This is a genomic window from Bryocella sp., assembly GCF_058498515.1.
This window is the reverse complement of the sequence record NZ_JBMHYI010000060.1, coordinates 19,238-35,643: the sequence shown is the minus strand read 5'-3', so window position 1 is coordinate 35,643 and position 16,406 is coordinate 19,238. Positions and strand designations below refer to the sequence as shown.

Sequence of the window (16,406 nt, the reverse complement as noted above, 5' to 3'; positions counted from 1 at the left end):
TCTTGCTCGGGTTAGTCGGCTGCAAAGCCACCCCCCCGGGCAAGTTTGAGACCAAGAGCGTCACATACGCGAAACATCATCTGCTCATCGGAAACAAGAGCCAGAAGAATCCTTTGCCAAGTAACGCCGAAACCTGGGCCGATGGAAAAGAAGCCTTCTCCCACTACTGCGTTGCGTGCCACGGCAACGACGGCCAAAACACAGGTGTTCCGTTTGTAGCTCACATGTCGCCACCCATTCCTTCGCTCGCTTCGTCGGACGTGCAGCACTATACGGATGGCCAACTCAAATGGATTCTGGACAACGGAATCGGCCCGTCGGGGATGCCGGGATCGAAGGGCACACTCAGCGACGATGAGCTCTGGTCAATCATCGTCTTTCTACGGCGGTTGCCTCCAGCAGGCAGTCAGGGCGTACCCGACATGTACAACCACTGAGATCGTTGGGCTCGGTAGAGCCTGGCTCAGGCGAATGCTATGGATATGAATTACGGAGATCGCCAAGAACAGCATGTCGTGCTCGTTGCGGCGACGGGACTTTCGTTCGCCACGGGGTTCTTCTTTTCCTTTCGTCTCTTTATCCTGGTTCTTGCCGTGCGCTTCTTCGGGGCAGACGACCAGACAGGCGTTGAAGTTGGCTTGGTGCTGAACTTCCTGATGCTCGTGCTGGTTGCTTTCCAATCGATTGGCTGCGATGTCAGCGAAGACATAAAGATTTGGCGCCTGTCTGCGGTCCGCTGGGTGGTTCTCTTTCTCTGCTTTTCCGGTTGTAGTTTGTTGTGGACCGTATCAGCGAATTTTTCGGCGGCGATTGTCTTTTGGTGTGCGATGGCTGCTGACGTCGCAATGGTTGTTCTTCTGTTTCGCGTCGGTCCGATCGATGAGGTAGCCTCCGCGCTGATGAAGGGCTTCGTGTGGGGCGCGTGCGCGGTTGCGATCATTGCGTGGCTCATGCCTGCGCGCTCCGACCTCCGGCTTGGGGATGATGAGTTGCTGGGCCCGAACCAGATCGGCTATCTCTGCGCGTTTGCCCTGTTTCCCCTGCAGTACCTTATACGGTTGAAGCAAGGGAAGTGGGGAATTTCGGCATTCATTCTTGCTGTGACCTTGTTGCGTAGCCTTAGCAAAACGTCGATCCTGGCGTTTCTGGTCGCCGAGGCATTCTTGCTCGTAAATGACAAATCCATCAGCCGGAAAACCAAAGCCAGGCTGATCCTTGCGGCCATGGTGATTGCGACGGCATTTGCAAGTCTTCTGAGCTCATACTTCGATGTCTACACAAGTGCAGGAAACAGCCCCGAGACTCTAACCGGCCGCATCGGCATCTGGGGTTTCATCCTCAATGAAGCGATTCAGAGCCCCTGGATCGGGCACGGCTTTCATTCCGTGTGGAAGGTGATACCACCGTTCGGAGAATTTGAGGCAAGGCATGCTCACAATGAGTTGATCCAGCAGTTCTATTCCTACGGAGCTGTTGGCATCTGCTTGATGCTTGGCCTCTATGGCAGCGTTTTCCTGCAGATTCGAAGGCTTGTTCCTGGGCCCCTGAAAACGCTCTACTACGCTATGCTTTTCTTTGTCTTGATACGCGGCCTGACCGATACAGAAACCTTTGATCTCTCTCTTCCATTGTGGGCGATCGTAATGTTCAGTCTCCTGATGGAGAAGGCCTGTGCAGCAGCCAGACAACCGCTGCCCGGACTCGATCTCGAAGAGATCAGACTGGCAAGGCTCGCGAATGCCGCACCTGCGGACTCGTAGATCATAAGCTTAGTTATCAGGGGAGTTACGCTAACGGGAATCAGAAAGCGACAATCTCGAGGCACTAGCTGACATAAGCCTGATCAAAATTCGCAGCGTTCCTGGTCCCGTCTGGCTGCAGTAGGCCCGCACGAATTATTGGAAGTAATGGATGTGAGGTCTCAATTCATGGATTCGTTGCAAGATATCGTCGGAAATCTGGTCGGCTCCGCGTCTGCCCCTGGCAGACTGGAAGCAGGACGCGTGCTGACCCAACTGCTCGAAGCCGAGAAGTCAATCACCTGTGGTCAGGAGTCGGGGCAAACATATCTCGCGACGCACAAGGCTCGTTTCGCGGACATTCTGCGTCTCTGCCAGCGTCAGGTTCCGGACGCTTCAGTGCGCGTACTCGATATCGGACGAAGTGAGCTGACTGCTTATCTGGGGACGTTCTACAAGAACATCCAAACGCTGGGCCTCGATCCCTCCCTCGACGATGGCGGCCACCGCGAGTTGACCCCCATGGCAGAGGTGCCGCACATTACATTCGATCTCCTAAACTCAGCTGAGGTTTCCGATTGGCCGGTATGTGGCAGCTTCGATCTGATCGTTTTCTCGGAGGTGATTGAGCACCTCTGCGTGGCGCCGGAGTTCGTCTTCGCTGTCCTGCGCTTTCTGCTCTCCGAGCGGGGGGTGCTCATCTGCACAACCCCTAACGCTGCCGATATCAGCAAACGCTTGCTACTGATGGCGGGCCGCAATCCCTACGAACGGCTGCGGCTATACGCCACCAATCCAGGACATGTCCGCGAATACACTAAGCGCGAGCTTCGCAAGATCGCATACGATGTCGGCCTGCGGCTTGTGGATCACTACTACTTCCATTGGATTCCCGGTGGCGGGCAATCCATCAAGCGCATCATCGCGAGACTTCTCCGCGTCTGGCCATCGTTCCGGTCATTTCAGATTTGCGTGCTCATCAAGGATGAGAAGTGAAGACCATTCGCTGATTCCATCCAGGATTGCCATCACCATACATGCGAACCGCGCTGCAATCGCTTGCGTTTCGAGACCTGGCGCTGCAGCCGAGAACCTTGGGTTGTGAAGTTGGCAGGCTCACCGGACGGTTGGCTCGGCCCGTACCTGGTGTCGGGCCGGAGACCTCGGAGGAGCTGATTCGAAAGGCCGAGTCCTTAACCGGCGTCCCATCGCCAATATCTGATCCAGCGAATCCCAAAATCGCCCTTGGCGCATTCGAGCACCGGTTTTATCCGATCCCGCGCGTGCCGCGCAGGATCTGCCTCGAAAGCTTTCCAGATTGTCATTCGATTGTCATTTTGAAGCCTCGTTCTGGATATTGCCGGCGCGATCGACCACAATAAAAGCAGCGAGGTCTGCATTCATGGTGATGGATACCGATTGGACGGAAGAAGATCTGGAGGTTGAACCCACGTATTCGACCAACCTCGGGACGATCCTGGTCATTGAAGATGATCCGCGAATGCAGAAAGTGCTTCGCAGGATCTTCGCCGGCGAGCACTACGCCGTGGTAGTGGCCGGCGACGGCCAAACTGGTCTCGACCTGTTTCGCAGTGAGCGGCCCCTCGCTGTAGTTCTGGACCTCATTCTTCCCGGGATCTCTGGTCGTGAGCTTTGTCAGAGGTTTAAGAATCTCTCCAGCGAAACGCCGGTCATCATCCTTAGTGCGATCAGTGAAGTCGTCGACAAGGTCCTGCTTCTAGAACTGGGCGCCGATGATTATGTGACCAAGCCCTATAGTCCACGAGAACTGCTGGCGCGCGTGCAGGCAGCCATTCGGCGACAGCGTAAGCCTGCAGCCTCGAACGTTTTCCGCTTCGGCGACTCCGAGATCGATTTCAAGAGCATGACGGCTCGCAGGGATGGGGTGGCACTGGTCCTCACGGCCCACGAATTCAAGTTGCTGAAGTTCTTTACCGAGAACATCGATCGCGTACTGACTCGCGAGATCCTGCTCAACGAAGTTTGGGGATATAACGCGTACCCCACCACGCGGACGGTGGATAATCAAATACTGAAGCTGCGGCAGAAGCTCGAGCCGGATCCTGCCAATCCGAAGTATCTGCTGACCATTTATGGCGCAGGGTACAAATTTGTTCTGTGACGCACATCCCGATGCAACCTTCGAGCAGAAACGCGGCTCCATGGTGGCTCGTCTCCGTCAGAAGCTTGACTTTCGGACGCATGTGCTTCTTGTTCTCGCAATGGCCCTGGTCACGGTTATCGTCACAGCGGTCTGCCTTTTGCTTATCAGGCAGAGGCTGCGGGAGCAGGTCACCGATTACTTATCCCAGGATCTAAATCATTCCGTCATCACTTTTGAAAACCTGCAGGCTGAACGGCTCAGCGCTCTCGATCGTGAGAATGCTTTGCTCTCGGAGCTTCCCACGCTCAAGGCCCTCATGACCAGCGGAGATGATCTGACCATTCAGGATGGTGCTGTCGAATTCTGGCAGCTTAGTGGCACGGATCTGTTTGCGTTGGCCGATCCGGGGGGAAGGGTGATAGCGGCGTATACGAAGGGAACGTCTCCTGATGCGGCTCTTCGAAACCAACTGAAGACTCTGGTGAATTCTCCGGAGAAGCATTACCTCATCAACGGCAAGTCCCTCTATGCTTGCTCCCTCCGCCCACTCTATTTTGGTAACGATGGCGACGGGACATTACTGGGCTACGTCATCAGCGGCGTCTCGATCGAACGCACAGTCCGGCAAATCAGCCAGCCCACTGGTGTTGAGGCCACCTTTCTTAGCGAAGGTCATATCGTCGCGAGCACATTGGACCCCTCGGTCCAGGCTAGTCTAAGAGGCACGCCACGACTGTTGTCCGGCCCCCCTCAGTCTCCCTCTGCGGTTACCTTTGGAGGCACGCGCTTCCTTGCGGCGACGCAGGATCTCTCCGCAACTGCATCGTCGCCGCTTCGGCTGGTTGTTCTCAAATCCTTCGCGCCGGCCGAAAGTTGGATCGCTCGCATCGATCGCATGGTCCTGAGCACCGGTCTGTTGGCGCTGCTATCTGGCAGCATCCTGATGATCGTTCTCTCGCGTGTGTTGACCCGTCCTCTTGAGGAACTCTCCCGCAGCGTCCGTGCCTTCGGCCTCGGCGATCGCGACTTCCGCATCCCGCGTTATGGCACGTCGGAGGTGCGGCAGCTGAGTTCTGCCTTCGCCAGCATGCGCGACGAAATCCAGCAGGCCAATCGCGCGTTGCTCGAGTCCGAAAGGCTGGCGACCATCGGGCGAATGGCGAGCTCAGTCTCTCACGACCTGCGCCACTATCTCGCTGCGGTCTATGCCAACGCCGAATTTCTGGCATCTGGAAGCCTCTCCGTCGAGGAACGAGCGGAGATCTTCGCCGACATCCGTACGGCTGTTCTTGGGACGACCGACATGATCGAGTCGCTGTTGATCTTCAGCCGCACTGGCAATTCCCTAAGAAGATCACCGGAACTGATGGCGACATTGATCGAACGCTCCCTTTCGCTGATGCGCGCGCATCCCGACGCGGAGGGAGTCCAACTCAATGCGTGCTACGGCAACGCCGGCGAAACCTCCGCAGTGGTAGACGGCAAGCAGATGGAGCGCGCCATCTACAACCTTCTGCTCAATGCCTGTCAGGCCGCCCGCTCGGCCCTGATACCGGGTGCGGTCAGTGTTGCACTTGAGGCGCAGGAGGAACATATCATCGTCAGCGTCACCGACAACGGCGCAGGCGTACCCGAGATCGTTCGAGAAAGTCTATTTGATCCCTTTGTGAGTGAAGGGAAACAGAAGGGAACAGGGCTTGGTCTTACGCTCGCTCATTGCATTGCTATGGAGCACGGGGGAGAGGTCGTTCTACTCAGTACCCGCCCCGGCGAGACGATTTTTCAACTGAGAGTGGAGCGCAACGTTCGCAAACAAGACGCAGCGGACTCATCGCCGGAAAAGCGTCACGATCAGGTCGCCGCACATGAGAATGTTTGGACCTAGCAGAATCCGAGGTTTACGGAGCCGTTGGCGGGAGGCGCTGCTGCTGTTTGCGCTGCTCGGCGCGCCGGTAAAGGTTGTGCATGCTCAGATCACGGACCAATCGGTCTTGTTGCAACGTGTTCAGCAATTGACTGATGCCATGGCGCGTACGCAAGCGCAACTCGAAGAATCGCAGCGCCAACTCGAAGAATCGCAGCGCCAACTTGACGAGATGCGGCGGCAATTACAGGCCCTGCAACTGCCAGTAACGCAGCATCAGCAGATTCCATCGCCGCCATCTTCGGCAACGCCAGACTCCGCAACGTCTTCTCTGATACCCGCGCCACCGGCGGCGACCGCGACCGCCATCGACGATATCCGGGAACGTCAAGCGATCCAGGAATCGCAGATTGCAACGCACGAACAGACCAAGGTGGAGAGTGAATCGAAGTTCCCAGTCAAGCTCACGGGCCTTGTGCTACTCAATGGTTTCGTGAACACGAACGCCGTGGACAAGCCGGCCACGCCGACAATAGCTCTGCCTGGCTCCGGGAGCACCGGAGCCTCAATACGCCAGACCATACTGGGCTTTGATGCCCTTGGTCCCCATGTATTTGGGGCACGCAGTTATGCGGACCTACGCGTCGACTTCGACGGCACAACCCAATCCGCCGCCACAGTGGGTTCCTATACGGGATACTACAGTGACAACGGCACCTTTCTACGCCTCCGAACCGCGCACGCAGGGCTGCAATGGGATCACACGGAAGCGTACTTCTCCCTCGACCGCCCGCTCTTTAGCCCCGACACCCCTACATCGCTGGCGGCCGTGGCGGAGCCGGCGTTGGCATGGTCAGGAAATCTTTGGACATGGAATCCTCAAGTGGGTGTGACACAGGACTTCGATCTGCCTAGCTCCCACGATCTTCGCTTTCAGGCCGCATTGATTGATGTCGGGGATGCTCCGATATCACTTTCAGGGGTTTCGAGCCCCACCTCTCCTACGACGTTTCCCACATCTGCGGAGCAAAGCCGTTGGCCTGGACTCGAAGCCCGCATAGCATGGCTTGGCTCAAAGCAACATGAGGAAGGCAATCATTTTGGCGTCGGTGGATACTTCGCTCCCCACGTCTTGCCATCGGGACATCGCTTCGATGCGTGGGCAGGCACGCTCGATGCCCGTTTGGCTCTTCCTGGTCGACTGGAGTTGACCGGGAGCTTCTATCGAGGACTCGGGTTGGGGGGGCTCGGCGGAGGAGCCTACAAAGATTATGGCTATCGGCTCGATAGCGTTTCCTCCGAATACTATTTCCGTGCCCTCAGTGATGTGGGTGGCTGGACGCAGCTGAAAGAGAGGTTTAACGAGAAGCTGGAATTCAATGCGGCCTTCGGACTCGATACCGATTTCGCCCGAGAGCTCCGACGCTATGCCGTCCCTGGCGGAACGGTGTTTCAGAATCTCTCGAGAAATCAGACCTATACCGGCAATTTCATCTTTAGCCCGGCCGCCTATCTCATGTTTTCCCTGGAATATCGCAACCTGGAGAGCTGGCCTGTCAGGGGCTCTCCTTATAGAACAAATATCGTCGGTGTAGCTGTCGGATACAAGTTCTGATGAAGCTCAAGAACCTCAGCTTTTGCATGATGAGCGCGGCCGTTCTGGCGGCAGGAAACCTGTCGGCATTGGGCCCGGCTCCAGACACTCCCGTCGCCGAGTTGCGCCTTCATCTCACTTCCCCTCGCCCGGGAAAGCACCACAATGTTCCGGCCGTTGTTTGGCTCGAACCGCTGGCCGGAACGCCCGCCGTCCCATTTCCTCAGGTCGGGCGCTACATTTTGCTGCAGAAAAATCGCACCTTTATCCCACATTTACAGGTAATTCCTGTCGGGAGCGTGATTCAGTTTCCGAACGCAGATCCGTTTTTCCACAATGTTTTTTCGCTCTTCGATGGGAAACGCTTCGATCTTGGCCTTTACGAGGCCGGATCGAGTAAGTCGGTTACCTTCTCACGAGAGGGCGTCTCGTATATCTTCTGCAACATCCATCCGGAGATGAGCGCGGTTGTGCTCAGCCTTTCCTCCCCACTCTACGCAGTCGCCGATGGAAATGATTTGTTAGTCATCCACAATATTCCCCCCGGCGCCTACAGGATGGAGCTTTGGGTTGAGGGTGTCCCGCAGTCCACGCTGGAAAAGTTCGCCCGACAGGTGCATGTCACCGGAAAACCGATCGACCTTGGCGATGTGATCGTTCCTATGAGTGGAACCGGCCCGATGACGCACACAAACAAGTTTGGCCGGGCATATGATCAAAGCCCAAAATCGCCGTATTAGGCCCCGGAGCGGCGCCGCGCAGATGACGCGAAGATAGCTCGTTGATTTCGAGAGCCGTAGCTGGGAGCCACCGATACGGTTTCGCGAGGGGGCCCATCGCTGGGTCGACGCAGAGGTGGAAATGGCGCCGGAGCCGCAATCATCGCCGGTAAGGTCTACTCGCAGTGGTCAGGCAACTGAACACGACCTGCAGCGACGAGTACGGTCAGGCGTGGTTGCCATGCAGTCGAGCTATGGCCAGAACATCAGCCAACGCCTTAACGAGCCGCTCATTCTCGCCAGGCGTGCGGACACTGGCACGGAGATGTCGATCCTGCAGCCCCTCGTAGTTTGTGCAGACGCGAAGAACAATCCCGTGATCGAGAATCATGCGCCGCCACACGTCCTCGGCGGCGATTTCTGTTGGCAGCCGGAACAGGATAAAGTTCGCCGATGAAGGATATATGCAGAGGCCAAGCCCTTCTAGGTCGCGCTCCAGCAGAGTTCGTCTCTCTATGTTCTCAGTGATCGAGCGATCGGCATAAGCACGGTCGCCAAGCGCTGCGATCACCGCCCGAGCGGCGAGTGTCGTTACCGGCCATGGCGGCAGGTTGTCGCCAATCAGCGTCGAGAGAGCTGAGCACGCGGCCGCATAGGCGACCCGCAGGCCGGGAATCCCGTGAAACTTCGTGACTGATCGAAAGACGATCAGGTTGTGGAACTCGTTGATGTCCCTTGTGAGAGAGCGCTCGGGAACATAGTCGACGAAGGCTTCATCCAGCAAGACGTATCTCTTTCTTGTGGCCGCCCTTGCAACAAGCTCGCGCATGGAGACGGCATTGCAACTGACCCCCGAAGGGTTCTGGGGGTTGGCGAGCAAGATAGCGTCCACAGGTGTCCCAAGCATCGCGTCGCAGTCGTACTTGAAATCGGAGTCAGGAGAAAGCGGATGGGGCACTGTCTCCACGCGGCCACGTTCGAGCGCTTTCCGATACTCCACGAATGCGGGAACTGGAACCAAACAGCGCCGAATGGGAAGCATACGCAATGCGACTTCGAGCAACGGAACGAAGCCATTGGAGACGTTGAGGTTCTGTGTGCCAATCCCCGCATAGTCTGCGATCGAACGTTTGAGCTCGGTCAGCTGGAGGTCGGGATACTCGATCAGCGCTGCTGGATCTTCGAGGCTCTCGCGCAAGGTCGTGGCGACAGCTGGCGGTGGGCCGGCGGGATTGATGTTGGCGCTGAAGTCGAGAAGCTGGGTGACCGGAATGCCAAAGCGTTCTGCGATCTGTTTCAGTTGTCCGCCATGCAAAGGGTACGCTTCAACGTTCGCCATATCAGCCGCGCCTCTTTGAATGCGAAATGGTGGCGAACAGGACACCAAACGCCAGGCCAACTAACGATGCTGTGGCAACGAGGCGGATCGCCCGGATGGCATGATCCGGTGTGGGTCGAGGAAATTCCTCTCCTATGCGCTGTGCCGAAACAAGCTCACCCGCATAGGTGTTATCTCCGCCGAGGGAGACATGAAGTGCACCTGCGATCGCGCTCTCCGGCTGGCCGGCATTGGGACTCTTGTGCTTCGATCGATCACGAAGCCACGTGTGCCATGCAGCCTGTGGATCGGACCAGCTATGAATTTGCGCCGCTGCGACGAGCGCCAGGGCTGTGATCCGCGAGGGCAGAAAGTTTGCGGCGTCGTCGAAACGAGCGGCGGCCTTGCCAAAGAAGAAGTACCTCGAGTCCGCGTGGCCGATCATGGAGTCGAGCGTATTCACCGCCTTGTAGGCCATGGCCAGAGGAACTCCACCGAGAGCCATGTAGAACATCGGCGCCATCACTCCGTCCGACGCACTCTCCGCGACGGTCTCGATCACTGCACGGCTGATCTCCTGCGAATCAAGGTCTGCGGTGTCGCGACCGACAATGCGTGCGACCCGCTGTCGCGCGGGCGGGAGATCGCGATGCTGGAGAGCATTGGTGACAGCAGTCGCCTCCTGCTCCAGGTTGCGGCCAGCCACACACGTCCAAGCGAGCACCAGTTCCGTCGCGTCTCCAAGGAGGCTGGAGTGCGTGCGCGTGAACCGCAGGATAGTCGCAGTTGTCCAGTAGGTCGCCCCAATGGTGATGAGGGCGAGAGCCGCGCCCGTGGCGAGTTCCATGCCGTTGCTTTGTCCCGCGCGCCGGAGTGCAGCTTCTGCGCGCGAAATTCCTGCGCCCATAAGACGGACAGGGTGAGGAAACCACTCTGGATCTCCGGCAATTTGATCGAGCAGATACGCGGAGGGAAGCAGCAGGCTGCGATTCATGGCTTCGTCGGTTCCTCGGGCGTTGCCTTATACGTGAGGCCAGACCACGAGAAGATCGTTCGCAGGTCCAGCGACGCCCGCACCGCATCGGCGAGACGGTTCAACGCGCCCTCGCGCTTTCGTTTCCAGTCTTCCAACCTTATGGCAGTCGAGAGGCGATAGTAGGAGCGGGCGGCGTGAAGAAAGGCGTGCCGAAACTCATCATCGTCGAATAGTCCGTGCAGATAACTGCCGAAGACCATTCCGCCGGCAGCGACGCACCCATCGGGGACGATATCCCCGTTGCTGTCAGCATCGAGTAGAGCAAAAGGTTCGGCTGCATCGAGATAGCGGGTTTCGCCGATATGAATTTCATATCCGGCGATGTTCAGGGATGGCAAGGGCTGGCCGAAGAGCGAAGTCGCAACGAGTCGGCCGGAACTGCTTCGAGTGATCTTCTGCGGTTGCATGATCGTCTCGATGGCCAGTAGTCCCAGGCCTCGAGTCGTTTCGCTATGCTCCATTCCGTTGGGGTCGATGATCTCCTTACCCAGCATCTGCATGCCGCCGCAGATGCCAACCACGGGCCCCTTACCAGCATGATCGATCACGGCCGCATCAAGTTTCTGCGCGCGCATCCATAGCAGATCGTCAGCAGTTTGTTTGCTCCCAGGGACAATGACGACGTCGGCATGGGAAATCTCTTCCGGAGTGCGGCAAAGCTTCAACGAGACACAAGGCTCGTTGCGCAACGCATCAAAGTCCGTGAAGTTCGAAAAAGAAGGAAGGGCAATTACCGCAATACGGATGGGCCTCGTTGGATCAGCAGAGATCTGCCACCAGGCGTTGGACTCCGTGTCAGGCGGTGGCAGACCAAGGCTGTCCTCTTCATCGAGCGTGAGCTGAGGCAGATAAGGCACAACTCCGAGGCATGGTTTTCCGAGCCGTTCTTCCATCGTGCGAATGCCGGGATCGAGCAGTCGAACATCGCCACGAAATTTATTAATGAGAAAGCCGCGAATACGGTCCTGTTCGTGCGGTTCGAGCAGCTCGACCGTACCCAGAAGCGATGCGAAGACGCCGCCACGATCGATGTCGCCGACCAGCAGGCAATCGGCATCGGCGAGTTCAGCCATACGCATATTCACGATGTCGTGCTGCTTCAGATTGATCTCTGCGGGTGAGCCAGCACCTTCGATCACGATCACGTCGTTTGCGGAAGCTAGAATCTCGTAGCTCTCGCGAATGATCGGCAATAGTTCCTCGACGCGACGCAGGTGATAGTCAGACGCAGTGAGCCTGCCCCAGATTTTGCCGCGCACGACGATCTGGGACGTCATGTCTCCGCATGGCTTGAGCAGGATCGGGTTCATATGGACCGACGGCAGAATGCCGGCGGCTTCCGCCTGTAGCGCCTGGGCGCGGCCGATCTCAAGTCCCTCAGGAGTGACCGCCGAGTTCAGCGACATGTTCTGAGATTTGAAGGGAGCGACCCGATAGCCATGCTGTGCGACGATGCGGCAAAGCGCCGCCGTCAGCAGCGACTTGCCAACGTGAGAGCTGGTTCCGAGCACCATGATGGCGCGAGCTCTCACGAGGTCTCGCTCTCCCTGTAAGCCTCATAGCAGATGGCCGTATGCAGCGGCACGCGCTTCTCCCACCCCGCGCGTTCGAGCTCCGGCTCGGTGGCAAAGCTGTCGACATAACCAAGGCAGAGGTACGCGACTGGAAGGATGTGCTCAGGAATATGGAGCAAGGCTCGCAGGCGCACGGGATCGAGAATGCTCACCCATCCGACGCCCACTCCTTCCGCGCGGCCGACGAGCCAAAGGTTCTGCACCGCGCAAACAGTCGAGTAGACGGCTGTTTCAGGTACGCTTTGACGCCCCAGCCCGTGCCCGCGTTCATTCTGGCTGTCGCACACGATGCAGAGGTTCTGTGGCGCTTCGAGGATACCTTCGAGCTTCAACGCCGCGTACCGTTCTCTTTGCTCCCCTGCGTAGATTGCGGAGGCCTTCGCATTCGCCTCTTGAAAAATATCGTGCACGGCCTGGCGCGTAGCAAGGTTGCGAATCACGATAAAGCGGGACGGCTGCATCAGGCCGACCGAAGGCGCGCGATGGGCAGCGGCCAGCAGCCGTTGCAGCAGTTCGTCGGGCAAGGGGCGATCGACGAAGCCCCGCCGCACATCGCGCCGCGCGTCAATAGCGCGATAGACGGCCGCGCGATCGGGCTCGCTGAAGGCCAACTCTGCCGGATCTACCAGGCTCTTGACCACTTCGGGCCGCCTTTGGATTCGGGACGCAGGCGGGATTCAATCCCCGCGTTGACTTCGATCAGCCGCCCGAACAGCCATAGGACGTCGGACAGCCGGTTGAGATATGGCAGCACCGTCGGCTGTATTACTCCGCCATTCTCGACGAAACGCACGGCCGCGCGTTCAGCCCTGCGGCAGACGGTTCGAGCCACCTCGTATGCTGCAGACTCGGTATGCGCGCCCGGTAGTGACCAGTCCGACAAAATTCCTTCCGTGGCTTCGATCTTATGTACCAGATCGGTGAGCATGTCGATATCTTCCGTCGAGATGGCTGGAGGCTGCTTCTTGCTCTCTGGTGGAGTGGCGATCGCAGAACCAACACGGAAGAGTGTTCGCTGGATGGTCTCTGTCCATGCGGCAATCTCCTTGTTTTGGCAGATACTGCGTGCAAAACCAAGGACAGTGTTCAGTTCATCCACGGAACCGTAGGATTCGACGCGTAGGTCAGCTTTCGAGACACGGATTCCGCCGGCAAGCCCGGTTTCACCGCCATCGCCGCGTTTCGTTGAGATACTCATGATGGTTCTCCTATGGGTATTGCGAGTGTGAGGGTTTCCTGCATGGTGATGCGCAATGTCTTGATGAGCGGAGGTCGCTCATAAGCAATGACCAGTTGGTCCTTGAGGAAGTCCGTCACGCGGGGCGGATCCTCCGAGAAGAGTACTTCTTCCGAAAAGAACCATGGCTGTGTTGCGCCAAGCTCTTCGATCGTCGCTGCGTGCACGATGACCGCCGGTATCTGGAATACTCCCGCCGTCAGCAAAGCGTATGCACGATGATATCCGTCGCGGAGAAACCAGCGGCCGCGAAAGCACGCGACCTCGAAGAATGGGCTCCCGGTATGCAGACAAATCGGTGTGGTGGGATTTCCCGTGAATCGCAAATGCAGATTCGGATTGTTGGAACGAAAGAGCAGCGTCCCGGTCGAGGAGTCGTGTGCTGTCTCGCACTCGATCGGACGTGTGCGCCCGAAGCAAAGCGCGATCAGGGCAGCCCAATCCTGCGCTGCGGGAACTTGAACCGGAACCACCGACGGATGGAAGAACAGCCGGCGCTGGAACGCGAGCAGAGGACGCAGATCGACGATTCCCAGTGACCACGAAAGCCCAGCCATCTCCGCGAGCAAGTCCGGACGCTCTGCATGCGGCGCAAGCATCCCGCCTAGTGCTTCCGTCTGAGTTTCGAGCACAACGTTTGCCTGCTCGAACGGCGCGGACTGTGCCCGCAACGATGCATTGGATGCGTAGGATCCGGGGCGGTATTCGTACTCGTCGAGGCCCCACGCAGCAAGCTCTCGAATGTGAACAGGAGCATAGTTCATCGGACTGCCTCGCTAGAGGCGCAGACCCGCGCGCCCATTGGCCATTCGAACGACGAGCAGTAAGACGCGGTCGCAGCCCAGGTCTCCTCTTCGCTGCAGCAACCCTGCGCTCGCAGCACCACGCGCATCACTCCGGCGTGGGTGACAACCGCAATTCGCTCGCCTTCAGCGAGGACTAGAAGATGCTCCAGCTCCGCTAGAACTCGCTGTTCGAAGCGCTCCACTGGTTCGCCCCGCGGAGCGGACAAGGCTGGAAAGCCCTGAACCCAGCGGCGTGCATGTGTGGGGTCCTTGCGCTCGATTTCGGTCCAAGTCAGGCCTTCCCAATCTCCAAAATCGATCTCCCGCAACCGCTCCGTCGTGGTGACAGGAAGAGCGAGAGCGTCTGCCAGCACCGCTGCAGTCTCTGTGGCTCGGCGCAAGTCGCTACTGTAGACGGCGTCGAAGCTGGCGGTCTGGAGGCGCGAGATCATCGCGTCGGTCTGCTCACGCCCACGTGCATTTATGCCTGGGTCCGAGTGCCCGCAGAAGCGGCCCGCGAGATCGGTTTCGGCATGACGGATGAAAACAAGGCCGTTCATCGGATCCACGCTCCGCACAGAGTTACGCCAATCTCAGAGAGCTGATTCGTCGCCCCAAAGCAATCGCCAGTCACCCCGCCGATGCGGCTCCTGTAATAAAGGCCGGTAACAATAGCGATCGCAACGGTGCTGAGGATCGGGGCGATCGCATGCATCCTCAGCAATAGAGCAACGACGGCAACGCTGAAGATCGTCCCGGCCATCATCGTGCCCGTTGAAGTAAGCCGGGCGATCCGTGCGCCCTGGCCGTCCATCTGCTGCGAGTCCGGGCTGCGTGCCGGCGCTAGATAATAACTCAGGGGAAGCGTCGTCCATCGGCACAACACGTGTGCCGCAATGAGATATTGCGGTGCCTGAGCGAGTGGGAGCGAAGCGATGAGCACAAGACGGCCGACCAGGCTCAGCGTGAGTGCTATTCCTCCGTAGCTGCCGATGCGGCTGTCGCGGAGAATGAGGAGAATCTTCTCCCGCGTCGTTCCGCCTCCGAAACCGTCGGCGGTGTCGGCTAGCCCGTCTTCGTGAAAACCTCCCGTGATAACCACGAGGTACAGCAGCACTACGAAGGCCGCGGCCAATCTGGGGAGATGGGGAGTCAGCGCAACATGCAGCAGTGCGGCTCCTCCCCCAACGACTAACCCGACAACCGGAAAGAACACGACGGAGCGCGCGAGCGAGTCGGTCTTGTACGGTTGCGACGGCACCGGAACGCGCGTGAGAAACTGTACGGCCGCAAGGAAATCTGACCAGCTTCTTTGCAGATGGGCTACACGACTCATAGGGATCGCTCGCTTACCCCGGCCGAAGTGAAGGTGGCCATGTTGTTGTAGAGGGCCATGGTCGATTCGAGAATCGGCATCGCAAGGACCGCGCCGCTGCCTTCGCCAAGCCGCATGTTCAGGGTGAGCACTGGCGTCAGCCCCAGGCGATCGAGTAGCAGTCGGTGGCCCGGTTCCTCGGACCAGTGCCCGGCGATGAGATAGCCCTGGACGGCGGGCGCCATCGCGACGGCAATAGCTGCCGCTGCGGTTGAGATGAAGCCATCGATGACGATCACCAGCCTATGTTGCGCCGCAGACAGGATCATGCCCACCATGGCGGCAATCTCAAAACCACCGCCGCAGCGCAGCACCTCAACCGGCGATGGATCGGCGGTGCCTTCGAAGTGTCTGCGAAGGACACCTTCAACGACTTTGATCTTTCGCAGATGCGCCTCGGGATTAAGGCCGGTGCCACGTCCGGTTGCCGACGCTGCGCTCGCGCCCGTAAGAGCGCAGGCGATCGCGCTGGCCGAAGTCGTGTTGCCAATGCCCATCTCTCCGATGGCGACCATCGTTGTGCCTGCCGCGACTGCGCTCGCAGCCATCTCTGAGCCGACCGCGAGAGCTTGCCCCAGTTGCTCATTGGACATAGCTGGCTCATGCAACATGTTGTGTGTGCTTCGGGCGATCTTGCGATGGAGCAGGCCGGCAATCCCTTCGAAGTCTGCGTCCACGCCGACATCGACGACATGCAGTGCGACGTGATGAAGCGTCGCAAGCACGTTGACGGCGGCACTCGCGCGCAGAAAATTCATCACCATCTGATAAGTGACTTCACGGGGGTACGCACTTACACCTTCGGCGGTGACTCCATGATCTGCCGCGAAGATGTAGACGGCTTTGCTGATTTTCTCAGCAAAGCTGTCCCCCCGAATCGCAACGATCTGCGCCGCAATATCTTCCAATCTCCCCAGGCTTCCGATGGGTTTCGTAAGGGTATCGAGATGCGCGCGAGCCCTGCCGCGCCAGACTTCGCTCGGGGGCACAATTGCAGAGACCAAACGGTCAACTTCTTGCGGGCCGATCGATTCCGGAAG

At 58.4% G+C, this 16,406-nt stretch carries 16 protein-coding genes; 7 read left to right on the top strand and 9 right to left on the bottom strand.

Going from position 1 to position 16,406, the window contains the following annotated elements; all coding sequences use genetic code 11:
- Positions 1-113 precede the first annotated feature (113 nt).
- From AC5E6W_RS17470 to AC5E6W_RS17440, 7 genes are all read left to right on the top strand, one after another.
- Positions 114-437 carry a c-type cytochrome gene (locus AC5E6W_RS17470; RefSeq protein WP_491753611.1) on the top strand — a complete coding sequence of 108 codons (324 nt, stop codon included), beginning with the start codon at positions 114-116 and terminating at the stop codon, positions 435-437.
- Positions 438-476: 39 nt separating this feature from the next.
- A complete protein-coding gene (locus tag AC5E6W_RS17465; RefSeq protein ID WP_491753610.1) occupies positions 477-1,760 on the top strand; it encodes an O-antigen ligase family protein in 1,284 nt (427 codons plus the stop codon).
- 147 nt (positions 1,761-1,907) lie between these two features.
- Positions 1,908-2,735: a methyltransferase domain-containing protein gene (locus AC5E6W_RS17460; protein ID WP_491753609.1), complete on the top strand. Its 828-nt coding sequence runs from the start codon at positions 1,908-1,910 to the stop codon at positions 2,733-2,735.
- 406 nt (positions 2,736-3,141) lie between these two features.
- Positions 3,142-3,882, top strand: a complete 741-nt coding sequence (locus tag AC5E6W_RS17455; RefSeq protein WP_491753608.1) for a response regulator transcription factor — start codon at positions 3,142-3,144, stop codon at positions 3,880-3,882.
- Positions 3,854-5,749, top strand: a complete 1,896-nt coding sequence (locus AC5E6W_RS17450; protein WP_491753607.1) for an ATP-binding protein — start codon at positions 3,854-3,856, stop codon at positions 5,747-5,749. Before AC5E6W_RS17455 ends, AC5E6W_RS17450 begins: the two co-directional genes overlap by 29 nt.
- A complete protein-coding gene (locus AC5E6W_RS17445; RefSeq protein ID WP_491753606.1) occupies positions 5,730-7,343 on the top strand; it encodes a hypothetical protein in 1,614 nt (537 codons plus the stop codon). Before AC5E6W_RS17450 ends, AC5E6W_RS17445 begins: the two co-directional genes overlap by 20 nt.
- Positions 7,343-8,062 carry a cupredoxin domain-containing protein gene (locus AC5E6W_RS17440; RefSeq protein WP_491753605.1) on the top strand — a complete coding sequence of 240 codons (720 nt, stop codon included), beginning with the start codon at positions 7,343-7,345 and terminating at the stop codon, positions 8,060-8,062. Before AC5E6W_RS17445 ends, AC5E6W_RS17440 begins: the two co-directional genes overlap by 1 nt.
- A 205-nt stretch (positions 8,063-8,267) precedes the next feature.
- Here the strand turns inward: AC5E6W_RS17440 and AC5E6W_RS17435 are convergent, their stop codons facing one another.
- Genes AC5E6W_RS17435 through cobT form a run of 9 tightly spaced genes read right to left on the bottom strand, consistent with a single transcriptional unit; the run spans position 8,268 to position 16,370 of the window.
- The gene (locus AC5E6W_RS17435) at positions 8,268-9,380 is read right to left on the bottom strand and encodes a pyridoxal phosphate-dependent aminotransferase (RefSeq protein WP_491753604.1); all 1,113 of its coding nucleotides are present in this window, start codon (positions 9,378-9,380) and stop codon (positions 8,268-8,270) included.
- 1 nt (position 9,381) lies between these two features.
- Positions 9,382-10,353 carry an adenosylcobinamide-phosphate synthase CbiB gene (cbiB, locus tag AC5E6W_RS17430; RefSeq protein ID WP_491753603.1) on the bottom strand — a complete coding sequence of 324 codons (972 nt, stop codon included), beginning with the start codon at positions 10,351-10,353 and terminating at the stop codon, positions 9,382-9,384.
- Positions 10,350-11,909, bottom strand: coding sequence for a cobyric acid synthase (locus tag AC5E6W_RS17425; protein WP_491753602.1), 1,560 nt, complete (start codon positions 11,907-11,909; stop codon positions 10,350-10,352). Before AC5E6W_RS17425 ends, cbiB begins: the two co-directional genes overlap by 4 nt.
- A gap of 14 nt (positions 11,910-11,923) precedes the next feature.
- Entirely contained in the window at positions 11,924-12,610 is a 687-nt protein-coding gene (bluB, locus tag AC5E6W_RS17420; protein WP_491753601.1) for a 5,6-dimethylbenzimidazole synthase, read from the bottom strand.
- Positions 12,592-13,167, bottom strand: a complete 576-nt coding sequence (locus AC5E6W_RS17415; protein ID WP_491753600.1) for a cob(I)yrinic acid a,c-diamide adenosyltransferase — start codon at positions 13,165-13,167, stop codon at positions 12,592-12,594. Before AC5E6W_RS17415 ends, bluB begins: the two co-directional genes overlap by 19 nt.
- Positions 13,164-13,970 carry a hypothetical protein gene (locus AC5E6W_RS17410; protein ID WP_491753599.1) on the bottom strand — a complete coding sequence of 269 codons (807 nt, stop codon included), beginning with the start codon at positions 13,968-13,970 and terminating at the stop codon, positions 13,164-13,166. Before AC5E6W_RS17410 ends, AC5E6W_RS17415 begins: the two co-directional genes overlap by 4 nt.
- Positions 13,967-14,551, bottom strand: a complete 585-nt coding sequence (locus AC5E6W_RS17405) for a histidine phosphatase family protein (RefSeq protein WP_491753598.1) — start codon at positions 14,549-14,551, stop codon at positions 13,967-13,969. The genes AC5E6W_RS17410 and AC5E6W_RS17405 overlap by 4 nt, the downstream gene beginning before the upstream one ends.
- On the bottom strand, positions 14,548-15,327 hold the full coding sequence (gene cobS / locus AC5E6W_RS17400; protein WP_491753597.1) for an adenosylcobinamide-GDP ribazoletransferase: 780 nt from the start codon (positions 15,325-15,327) through the stop codon (positions 14,548-14,550). Before cobS ends, AC5E6W_RS17405 begins: the two co-directional genes overlap by 4 nt.
- On the bottom strand, positions 15,324-16,370 hold the full coding sequence (cobT, locus tag AC5E6W_RS17395; protein WP_491753596.1) for a nicotinate-nucleotide--dimethylbenzimidazole phosphoribosyltransferase: 1,047 nt from the start codon (positions 16,368-16,370) through the stop codon (positions 15,324-15,326). Before cobT ends, cobS begins: the two co-directional genes overlap by 4 nt.
- Between the last annotated feature and the right edge of the window lie 36 nt (positions 16,371-16,406).